Source organism: Lactobacillus helsingborgensis, assembly GCF_000970855.1.
Lineage (GTDB): Bacteria > Bacillota > Bacilli > Lactobacillales > Lactobacillaceae > Lactobacillus > Lactobacillus helsingborgensis.
This window is the reverse complement of sequence record NZ_KQ034046.1, coordinates 299,408-310,768: the sequence shown is the minus strand read 5'-3', so window position 1 is coordinate 310,768 and position 11,361 is coordinate 299,408. Positions and strand designations below refer to the sequence as shown.

General features: G+C 38.0%; 8 protein-coding genes. All 8 read right to left on the bottom strand.

The window, feature by feature from the left end; translation table 11 throughout:
- Nucleotides 1-597 precede the first annotated feature (597 nt).
- The gene (locus JF73_RS01445; RefSeq protein ID WP_046326695.1) at nucleotides 598-1,344 is read right to left on the bottom strand and encodes an amino acid racemase; all 747 of its coding nucleotides are present in this window, start codon (nucleotides 1,342-1,344) and stop codon (nucleotides 598-600) included.
- A 30-nt stretch (nucleotides 1,345-1,374) separates the two neighbouring features.
- The gene (locus JF73_RS01440; RefSeq protein ID WP_046326694.1) at nucleotides 1,375-2,925 is read right to left on the bottom strand and encodes a UDP-N-acetylmuramoyl-L-alanyl-D-glutamate--2,6-diaminopimelate ligase; all 1,551 of its coding nucleotides are present in this window, start codon (nucleotides 2,923-2,925) and stop codon (nucleotides 1,375-1,377) included.
- Between the two features lie 33 nt (nucleotides 2,926-2,958).
- Nucleotides 2,959-4,125, bottom strand: coding sequence for a sensor histidine kinase (locus tag JF73_RS01435; RefSeq protein ID WP_046326693.1), 1,167 nt, complete (start codon nucleotides 4,123-4,125; stop codon nucleotides 2,959-2,961).
- A 4-nt stretch (nucleotides 4,126-4,129) separates the two neighbouring features.
- Complete coding sequence (gene croR / locus JF73_RS01430; RefSeq protein ID WP_038521131.1) at nucleotides 4,130-4,816, bottom strand: response regulator transcription factor CroR; 687 nt, start codon at nucleotides 4,814-4,816, stop codon at nucleotides 4,130-4,132.
- A gap of 178 nt (nucleotides 4,817-4,994) precedes the next feature.
- A complete protein-coding gene (locus JF73_RS01425) occupies nucleotides 4,995-5,963 on the bottom strand; it encodes an ABC transporter ATP-binding protein (RefSeq protein ID WP_046326692.1) in 969 nt (322 codons plus the stop codon).
- 1 nt (nucleotide 5,964) lies between these two features.
- Nucleotides 5,965-7,491, bottom strand: a complete 1,527-nt coding sequence (locus JF73_RS01420) for an ABC transporter permease/substrate-binding protein (protein ID WP_046326691.1) — start codon at nucleotides 7,489-7,491, stop codon at nucleotides 5,965-5,967.
- Between the two features lie 183 nt (nucleotides 7,492-7,674).
- A complete protein-coding gene (locus tag JF73_RS01415) occupies nucleotides 7,675-9,537 on the bottom strand; it encodes an ABC transporter ATP-binding protein (protein WP_046326690.1) in 1,863 nt (620 codons plus the stop codon).
- Between the two features lie 9 nt (nucleotides 9,538-9,546).
- Nucleotides 9,547-11,271, bottom strand: coding sequence for an ABC transporter ATP-binding protein (locus tag JF73_RS01410; protein ID WP_046326689.1), 1,725 nt, complete (start codon nucleotides 11,269-11,271; stop codon nucleotides 9,547-9,549).
- Nucleotides 11,272-11,361 lie beyond the last annotated feature (90 nt).

Sequence of the window (11,361 nt, the reverse complement as noted above, 5' to 3'; positions counted from 1 at the left end):
CAAATAATTATTTGTGAATTTGAAGTCGTATAGCAAAAGGGAAGACTGATTTAACAGCCTTCCCTTTTTTCGTTACCTGGTAATTTCACAATTAGACCAATTGCTTCATTTCAGCTTATTTACTACCTTTCATAAAAAAATACCGATCAATCATTTTGCATAATACGTGCGCAATTACTGGTAAACATACCATAGTGACTGCCAAACTGCCATTTGTTGCTAGCATAGCTCTCGCCACTTTCCAAGATTTACCCCAGAGTAGCTAATCCTTATTGGCTTTGCTGCAAACTTTTTACTTAGACCCAAAATCGGTTATAACGTGAGTAGATGTTAGTAAAGCTCTCGCGCTAAGAGCATGGGACTAGCTATCTCATATTTATTATTAGGTGCTAAACCCGATTTGTTTAGCACCTTTTTCAACGCCAAGGGAAAATTACCCCTGCTGTATATTAATATTGCATGACCGATTAAAATACGACCAAACAAAAAAAGCATGAACCTTTGATGTGTACTGAAGTGACCCCCAAATTTGTCCTAAATTTGGGGGGTCACTTCAGGTTATTAATCTTTTTAAACTTCTTTAAGCAGCTTATTACCTTAATACAAATACTTCTTAACCACTGTTTGTGGATCCATCCCTGAGCGTATTTGCAACTCCAGTTCAATTGCAACATCGGCAATAGTAACTTGCGGGTCAATTACATTATAAGGGTGATCTGGCGCTTTTTCCTGAGCCAGTGATAATTCCGTACAACCAAGCAAAATCACATTGCAACCGTATTGATCGTGCATTGTACGCAATATCCGGTGATAGAGTTCTTTGTCAACTACACCCTTTTCTTTGATATTCGAGTAGATCAATTCGGTAACCATTGGTTGAATTTCTGGACCGCCAAGCTCAGCTTCGCGACCTACATGCTTAATTTCATCTTCATATAAATGGTCATAAATAGACCCTTCTGTAGCAATTAATCCGATCTTTTTTTCATTGGGATAATCGACTAAGAACTTATGCACGGCAATACGCATCATATTTAAGAAAGGAACATCAGTTAAGTTTGCCAGATCATCATAAAAATAATGAGCAGTATTACATGGCATGATAAAAAAGTCAGGCTTTAGCGGCGCTTGCTGCAAAACATCATCACGTAAGGCATTAAAAAAATTAGGCTTACTGTGATCTTTAATATAAGTGGTGCGATCGGGAACTTGTGCATCATTCACTAAAATATAATTTAAATAATCCTGATCCTTAGTAATTTTAATGCGATGATTAATCATACGCACAAAACTTTCAGTGGCAATAGTGCCCATTCCACCAATAATAGTAAAAAAATTTTTCATTATACCAACTTTTCTAATCGTTAAAGTTTTTTAGCCTTCTAATTTAGCAATTACTTGTTGCGCAACCGTAATATCGGAAGGATATGGCGTATCTACACCGCGCACTTTTTGATAACCATCTGCTCCTTTACCACAGATAAGAACAATATCGCCCTTTTTAGACATACTGATAGCATCTGCGATTGCCTTTTCTCGATCTAATTCAATTGTGACGTCAACCTTAGAATGATCAATTCCAGCATCAATTTCCTGGGCGATTTCCTGTGGGTCTTCAAACCCTGGGTCATCAGTGGTTAAAAAGGCCTTATCGGCAAACGCATTTAAGCTATGACTAAATCCTGGACGCCGCGACACGCCCTTATCACCGGGTGCGCCCACAACCACAATAATCCTAGGATTATCAAATTCACGTTGCATAAAGCCCATTAGTGCCATCATTGACGCTTCATTATGAGCATAATCTACAACTACCACACCGTGGTCCTTGGTAACTTGGGTTTGCATCCGCCCAGGTACCGTAACCTGACTAATGCCTTTAGCAGCGGAATCATGATTCATCCCCGCTAATCCTGCTCCAATTACAGCAGCTGTGCCGTTAGATTCGTTAAAGTCACCTAACATTTTCAACTGGTAGTTACCACTGATATTCAGCTTCTTTGCTTTAGGAGTTACGCACAGCACTTGGAATTTAGTCCGCACCATGTCCAGCTCCTCAGTTGCAAAGCGAAAATCAATCGTCTGTTTTAAATCTGGATTAGTAAATTTCTCATCAGCAAATAAGTAAATACTGTCTGGATCAGTAGTTGTTGTGGCCGCAGCATAAACTTCAGCAAAACGATCAGTTTGAGCATTAATAATGCACTTGCGTGCATTAACCAATAGCTGCAATTTGCAATGCAGATAATCTTCAAAGTTAGGATGCTCATTTGGTCCAATATGATCTGGAGAAATATTTAAAAAGAAACCTAAATCATAGGTCAAACCAAATACTCTGTTTTTCTTATATGCTTGGCTCGATACTTCCATAACCATGTGGGTCATGCCATTATCAACAGCTGTTCTCATATCACGGAACAAGTCTAATGATTCGGGCGTAGTCAAACTTGATTTAAAAGTATCTTCTTTTTCTGGTCCTACTACAGTATTAACAGATGAAATTAAAGCGGTTTTGCCACCATTCATTTGATCCAGCATCCCTTTTAAAAAGTACGCCGTGGTCGTCTTACCTTTTGTACCCGTGATCGCTACTACAAACAGATCATCTTGCGGAAAACGGAAAAAGGCAGCGGATAACAAAGCCATTGCCTTTGAAACATTGCGCACAATTAGCGCATGCATTCCTTTACCTTCTGGGTAAGGCTGTTCAGCTACATAGCAGTTAGCACCATTAGCTTTTGCCATTGATAAGTATGTGGGGCGAAAGCCGGCTCCCTTACAAAAGAACAGTGTGTTCGTTTGAACATCGCGTGAGTCATAAGACACATATTCCATTTTAGATGAAACAGTATCTTGAACTGCGCTGGACTTAAGCAGATGGTGTTCTTTTAAAATTAAAATACAGGTATTTAAAGAAATACTCATGCTATACTCCTCTATTTATTATCTCAGTCAAAATTATACCACAGCTGCGCCGGGGTTTTGCTCACTCTTTAAGTTTAATGGCAGGCAAATAATGAAACGGGTCCAATCCTGATCAGATTCACAGCGAATTTTACCATGATGTAAATCAACAATACTTTTGGTAATTGATAATCCCAGTCCTGTACCACCGGTTTGGGTATTTCGTGAACCTTCCACCCGGTAAAAACGTTCAAAGATTTTCTTAAGCGAATCAGCCGGAATTTGGGCACCATTATTCTCTACGCGTAACTCTACCTCATTGTTATTAACTAAATTGGCAATCAGGTTAATTTGCGTGGCACCGGTGCCGTACTTTAAAGCATTGGTAATTAGATTGTTATAAACACGAACCAACTTTTCCGCATCAGCTTCAATGGTTAAATTCTTCGGTCTGGCTTCAATATTAAACACTATCCCTTTTTCTTGACCTTCGAATTCAAAACCAGCTGCTACTTGTTCTAACATAGAAAAAATATGCAAAGAAGACAAGTTTAGTTTGGTACTAGTTGATTTTAACGTAGTATATTCAAGCAGATCGTGAGCCAGCGACTTCATTTGTTCTGCTTTCATATACGCAATATTAAGATATTTTTGTTGATCTGCTGGATCCGACACCCCCGACTTAAGTAGTCCCAAATAACCGATAATAGAAGTCAAAGGTGTCCTGATATCATGAGAAACATTGCTAATCAGTTCGTCTTTAGACTTTTCAATTGCTTTTTCTTCATTAATTGCATTCACGGTACTGTCAACCAGTGAATTGATTGAATCAATAACCTTTTGCAAATCGGTTTTAACCTTAAAGGATATGGTATGGTCAAAATGTCCTTTAGCAATATAATGCAATTCGGAAATAACGTGCCTTAATTGCATTTGGTGGTAACGCCGAATTAACCGCCAATAAAGAACGATTAAGTCACCAACTCCCATAAAAATGATAAAGGTATTCTGCCATGACCATAAGTGGCGTCCACCAGCAAAAGTAATAGTCCTTTTTAAAAAATAAATGCCATTAACCAGGTTTTTATTTTGTAAAATTGTCAAGTTGATTAAAATAACTACTGACAGGTTTAATAGCAGGAGCAGAATAACAGTTATCACACCTTCAGCAAACAACTCACTCTTTTCAGCAGCTGTCAGCTTGACCCGTTCTTTTTTCATTTAGCTAAGCCTCAACTTTATAGCCTACACCCCAAACAGTCTGAATGACATCCTCGCCGCCAGTCGCTTTTTGAATCTTATCGCGCAAGTGCGAAACATGTACCATGACAGTCTTAGCGGAAACAATTGACTCTTGTTGCCAAACTCGTTCAAAGATCTCATCAGCAGAAAATACGCGGTTAGGATGACTGGCTAATAAGTACAGAATACCAAATTCTAAAGCTGTTAATTGAATATCCTGACCATCAATCGTTTTAACTTCGTGAGAATCACGGTTAATAATTAGTGGCCCTACCTCTAAAATATCAGGTTCATCGTCTTTAACCTGCTTTTGACTACGTCGTAATAGTGAACGAACACGCGCCATTACCTCTAACGGATTAAATGGTTTAGACACATAGTCATCGGCTCCAGTAATTAATCCCTGAATTTTATCCATATCGCCGGTTTTGGCTGATACAATAATAATAGGAATATCTGAATCCTTGCGTACTTCTTTAATAACATCAATACCGCTCATATTAGGCATCATGACATCTAAAATCATCAATGCAATATCTGGAGTAGTCGTCAGCTTGGTAATTGCTTCCTTGCCGCTATAGGCGACAACGGGAGTGTATCCTTCGTTTTTAAGGTAAATACTTAACAATTCGACGATTTCTTTATCATCATCGACAACTAAAATTTTCATAGGGCTTATTTCCCTTCTTTTTATTTATTAATTATATTTGTTTTATTTTTGTAGTCTACTAAATATAGTGTAGCAGAACTTATGTCTAATATTTTAGACAATTTTGTAACAAACTACTAATATTCAGGCACAACTTTATCGTTTTATTAAAAAAGCTGGAAAAACTCCAGCTCATTTTTTAGTTTAATTTATTAATACCATTTAAGTATGCCACAAGCCATTGCCGATCAACGAAACCTAAAAATGCGCCATTTTCATTTTGCACGGCAACTTCTTCTTGTTCACTTAAGATTGCTAAGACCTTGGCAAGTTTCTCATCAGCTTTAACCTTAGTCATAGATGCTAGTGTTGCTGTTTCTTTCTGCTTAAATTCATTAAACAAAGCGGCTTGCCTTAAAGGTGTTTCATACAAGTCATTACCAAGACTGCCCTTGAAAAAGTCCTTGACATACTTATTTGCCGGATGCCGCAATATTTCCTGAGGCTGATCAACCTGCAATAATTGCCCATCTTTCATAATGGCGATTCTATCAGCTAAACGTAAAGCCTCATTCATGTCATGGGTAACAAAAATAATGGTATTGTGCAGTTGCTTATGCAGATCAACTACCAAGCTTTGTAAATTGGCACGAGAAAGAGGATCAAGGGCGCTAAAGGGCTCATCCATTAGAACAATCGGCGGCTTAGAAGCAATTGCCCGTAAAATACCAATTCGCTGCTGCTCACCACCAGATAATTCATGAGGATATCTCTTAGCATATTCCTCTGGATTCAGCCCCACTTCTTGTAGTAACTTGGCAGCAGTTTCTGCTAAATTGCCTTTGTCTCCCTGTATTTCAGGAATTAGGGTAATATTTTTTGCAACCGTCATATTAGGAAAAAGAGCAATTTGTTGCAACACATAACCAATTTGCCAGCGCAATTTTTGCACGTTATATTCAGTAGTAGGACGCTGATTGACTAAAACGCGGCCACCATTAGGGTCTTCTAAACGGTTAATCATCTTAATAGAAGTAGTTTTCCCACTGCCAGAATTGCCCACAAGAACAAAAAGCTCACCCTGCTGAATATCAAGATTAAGATCATTTACCACTACTTTATCAGCAAAAGATTTTTTTACATGTTCAAATTTAATCGCTGAAGTCATTTTAATTCTCCTTAAGCAAATGCTGTTTCACTAAAAAGTCATGCGCTACCTGTCCCGGATCCATGTTTTTAACATTTACTTTGTAGTTCATCTCTTGCATTTGTTTTTCAGTTATTTTACCGGCCAGCTTATTCAAACTGCGGACAATTTGGGGATGTTTACGGGCAAAATCATTGCTCATTAAAGGTGCACCTTGATAAATCGGGAAATTATGCCTGTCATCTTTTAAGATACTTAAATGATATTGCCTTAATTCACTGTCTGTTGAGTAGGCATCAACAATATTAACCTTATTTTGGTCAATTGCCTGATAACGCAATGCCGGTTCCATTGATTTGACAGGGAAATCAATTTGATATAATTTTTTGATTCCTTTAAAGCCATCATCACGATCAATAAATTCTAGCGTCATGCCACCCTTTAATTGATTGGTAATGTTTGCTAAATCACTTATTTTGGCCAAATGATTTTTCTTTTTAAATGATGTTTTAACGGCTAAAGCATAGGTATTATCATAGGCCATCGGTTTAAGCAGTGTGAGCTTATCCTGTTTATTCATTAAATTTTTGGCCTTTTCATAAGTTTCTTTTTCGGTTAAACCTGCTGTTTTGACTGGAGTTTTAGCAAAAGTTTCCAAAACAGTCCCCGTAAACTCCGGATAGATATCTATCTTACCGTTTTTCAAAGCACTGAATAAAAAAGTGGTCTTACCAAAATTAGGTTTTAAAGTAACTTGAACGTGAGGGTCCCCTTGTTCAATTAATTCCTTATACATATTAATTAAAATATCAGGTTCAGATCCCAGTTTACCGGCAATAGTAATAGTTTCTTTTTGATTTGCGGCAGCTTCATAAATACCGCTGCCTGCTAAAAACAAGACACTGACCAACAAAATACCCAAAGCTGCTTTGACAGAGGCATGTTCTAACCACTTAATTAAAGCACTTAGGGTAATAGCCAAAACGCCAGAGCAAACTGCACCAATTACTATTAACCCAGTATTATTGCGGTCTATTCCCAGCAAGATAAAGCTACCAAGACCGCCGGCGCCAATTAAAGCAGCCATAGTGGCGGTGCCAATAATTAAAACCAAAGCAGTTCTGATACCCGAAATAATAGTAGGCATTGCTAACGGCAATTCCACTTTGAGCAATTTTTGCATGCGAGACATCCCGAATGCGTCCGCGGCTTCTTCCAGTGCCGGATCAATCTCAGTTAAGCCTAAATAGGTATTTTGAAAAATTGGCAATAAAGCATAGACTACAAGCGCAATTACTGCGGGTACTGTACCAATGCCGACTAGCGGAATTAATAAACCCAGCAATGCTAAAGAAGGAATTGTTTGCAGAATACTGGCAACTTGCAGTAAAAATTCTGCTGCCTTGCTATGTTTTACAGCCCAAAAAGCTAACGGCATTGCTATTACCATTGCAATTAGCAATGAAAGAAGTGATATTTGTAAATGCTGCAATAAGGCAATTCCCAGATCACCCTTGCGTTCACTTAAGATTTGTATAATTTGATTCATTGCTTAATTCCTTCGCTTTACGTCAATTTTTAGGTTAATAACTAAAATAATAATAGCTCTAGTCTGTTAAATTCTTTTGTTTTACCATAACACAAACTCATATTTTAAAAGTAATAATTGCTTATAGTCTTAATAGACACAAAAAAATATTCCCAGTCATTTAAAAACTAGGAATATTTTTACTTATTCTATTTCTTTTTTACCCGTATACAGCTCGTAATAGTAGCCCTTTTTCTTTAAGAGCTGATCATGATTACCAGCTTCAATGATATGACCATGATCCAAGACCAAAATCAAATCCGAGTTAATTATTGTTGATAAACGGTGTGCAATAACAAAGCTGGTTCTGCCGGCAAGCAAATTATCCATACCCGCCTGAACCAATTTTTCAGTTTGCGTATCGATACTTGAAGTTGCCTCATCCAAAATCATCACTGGTTCATCAGCAATCATTGCCCGCGCTATACTAAGCAGTTGCATTTGACCTTGGGATAAATCGCCACCGTTACCGTCAATAATAGTCTTGTAGCCTTCATCCAAATGATGGATAAATTCATCAGCATGAGATAAGTGGGCTGCTTGATAAACATCATCGTCACTAGCTTCAGCATTACCAAAGCGGATATTGTCCATCACCGTTCCGGTAAACATATGAGTGTCTTGCAAAACTATTGATAATGACCGTCTCAGATCATCCTTTTTTATCCTGCTAATTGGAATACCATCATAAGTGATCGTTCCTGAATTAATTTCATAAAAACGATTGATCATGTTTGAAATAGTGGTTTTACCAGCACCGGTTTCACCAACTAATGCTACTTTCATACCTGGTTTAGCATCAATGGAAATATTATACAGAATTTGTTTATTCGGTGAATAACCAAAGTTAACGTGGTCAAACACAATATGACCTTTAACCGTAATTTTCTTGATAGAACCGTCTTTTTGCGGCACATTCCAGTGCCATGCACCCTTGACGTTTTCATCTTTGGTAATAGTGACGTCACCGTCATCGAGTTCAACTGGTTGATCTTCTAAATTGAAAATTCTTTCAGCACCAGCTAAGGCCATCACAATAGAATTCAACTGCTGTGAAATCTGAGCAATTGGCATAGCAAACTGTTTAGATAACTGTAAAAAGGCACCAATTACACCGAGAGAAAGCGGGGCAATACGATTGATAGCAACCGCTCCACCTAAGACTGCAATTAAAACATACAGCAAATTGCCCATGTTACCCATAATTGGGAATAAAACTGTGGCGTAAGTGTTAGCCTTGCCTGCAGCTTCTTTTAAAGATTCGTTGTAAGCATTAAAGTCTTCTTCGACTTCTGGTTCATGACTAAAGACCTTGATAACCTTAAGACCATTAAGCATTTCTTCATTATAACCGTTAACTTGTCCCAATTCCTTTTGTTGCAATTTAAAGAAATGTGAAGAACGGACAGTTAAGAAGCGGACGATAATGATCGAAAGTGCAAAAACAACTAATGTAAAAATAGTTAATTGCCAGCTTAAGGTCAGCATTGCTCCTAACACAAAAATTAAGTTTAATACTGAGTTCATAAATTGCGGAATTGACTGTGAAATCATCTGCATTAACGTATCAATATCGTTAGTGTAGCGACTCATAATATCGCCGTAGTCATTTTCGTCAAAATATGAAATAGGCAATTTTTCCATGTGTTCGAACATTTCGTTACGAACCCTGAACTGTACTTTTTGCGCTAAAACCGCCATTAATACGGCAAAAAGATAGTTGGAAATAAAACCAATAGCATAGCAACCAAACATCACGGCAATTGCATGTAAAAGCGGACCAAAGTTAGGTTGAGCCTCTTTAGTAAGCGGAATGATATAGTCATTGATTAAACGCTCAATAAATAATGACCCTAATACATTTGCTGCGGCGGTTAAAATAATCGCAACGCTTGAAGTAATGAGCATCCAGGGACTGGTACTGGCAACTAATTTGAGCAGACGTCCCAGAGTTTTCGTACGCTTTGCCGTACTCTTAGTTTTATTATTTTCTACTGCTTTATCCAAATTAATCACCTACTTCTTTTGTTCTTCTTGGAACTTAGCGATTGAACTGTATAAATCGTTACGTTTCATCAATTCATCATGTGTACCGATGTCCTGGATTTTTCCTTCATCCATTACTATGATGCGATCTGCATCCTTAATAGATACAATTCTCTGAGAAATGATAATCTTGGTTGTGTCTGGCATATTCTGACCTAAAGCCTCACGAATCTGCCGTTCAGTCTGTGTATCCACTGCAGAAGTAGAATCATCCAGTATTAAGATTTTAGGCTTTTTCAATAATGCCCGCGCAATAGTAATTCTTTGCTTTTGTCCTCCAGAAACATTATTACCACCTTGCTCAACCATTGTATCGTATTGATCCGGCATTTCGCGGATAAAATCGTCAGCATGAGCAACTTTGGCTGCAGCAATAATCTCCTCATCAGTGGCGTTTTCATTACCCCACTTCAAATTTTCCTTGATAGTACCGGAAAAGAGAACGTTATTCTGCAAAACCATAGCAACGTTATCACGCAGGGTCTTCAGGTCATAAGACTTCACGTTATGCCCCGCTACCCGCACGGCCCCTGAATCTGTGTCATAAAGACGCGGAATCATTGACACAAGCGTTGACTTAGAAGAACCTGTCCGACCAATAATACCAATCGTTTCACCAGTTTTAATATTGAGGTTGATATTATTCAAGGCCAGGTTTTTATCATCTGGATCATACTTAAAGTTTACATGATCAAAAATCACTTCGCCGTTGTTCATGTGCTTTAATGGCTTGCGTGGATTTTCAATTGAAGGTTTCTCATTGACGACTGCTGCAACCCTATGACCACTAGCACCTGAAACAACTAACTGGGTAATAATCATAGCCAGCATATTCAAACTGCCCAAAACGGAGTTGGAATATGAAAACATTGAAATCAGTTGACCGGTTTGCAAACTACCGCCAACTATTTCTTTTGCACCAAACCAGCAGATAGCCAAGTTGGAAATGTTTAACACCGCCATAACGATCATTGAGTTAAGCGACATAATTTTCTGTGCTGTAGCAAATAACTTATAAATAAAGCCGGCTGACTTTTTAAATTTAACAGTCTGCGCTTCTTCTTGCACATAAGTCTTAACTTCACGGATACCGCGGATATTTTCCCTAACTACTTGGTTCATGCGGTCGTAACCGCGGAAGATTTTAGGGAAATACTTGCTGGCACTCTTGATAACCAAGCCCAAAAGAATTACAAAAATGGGTGCAACCACAACAAAAACCAGTGACAACCGCGGGCTGACGATAACAGACATAATTATTGAAACCAGCAACATCATTGGCGCTCTGACTGCAATTCTTATTAGCATTTGGTAAGACATCTGAATGTTGTTAACATCAGTCGTCATTCTCGTTACCAAACTGGCACTTGAAAATTTATCAATATTTTCAAAAGAATAATCCTGCACATGATAGAACATGTCTTTACGTAAATTAGCGGCAAATCCAGCTGCGGCATGTGCGGAAGCGTAACTGGCACCTGAACCTAAAATAAGTGAAACCAGGGTTAACACCAGCAAAACTATACCACTCTTAGTAATATAGTCCATGTTCCCTTTCATTATTCCATTATCAATCAAAATACCAACTAAATACGGTATTAACATTTCAATGATAACTTCACCAGTAACAAATAAAGGCGACAGTAAAGATAGTTTTTTATACTGCCTAATTGATTTACGCAGCGTATTAATCATTGAATACCCCTTTCTGATTTTTACTGCATTTGCTTAATTTCGTAAGTGAATTCAGTTTAAAAAGGATAAATAGACCTACGATAAATCTAT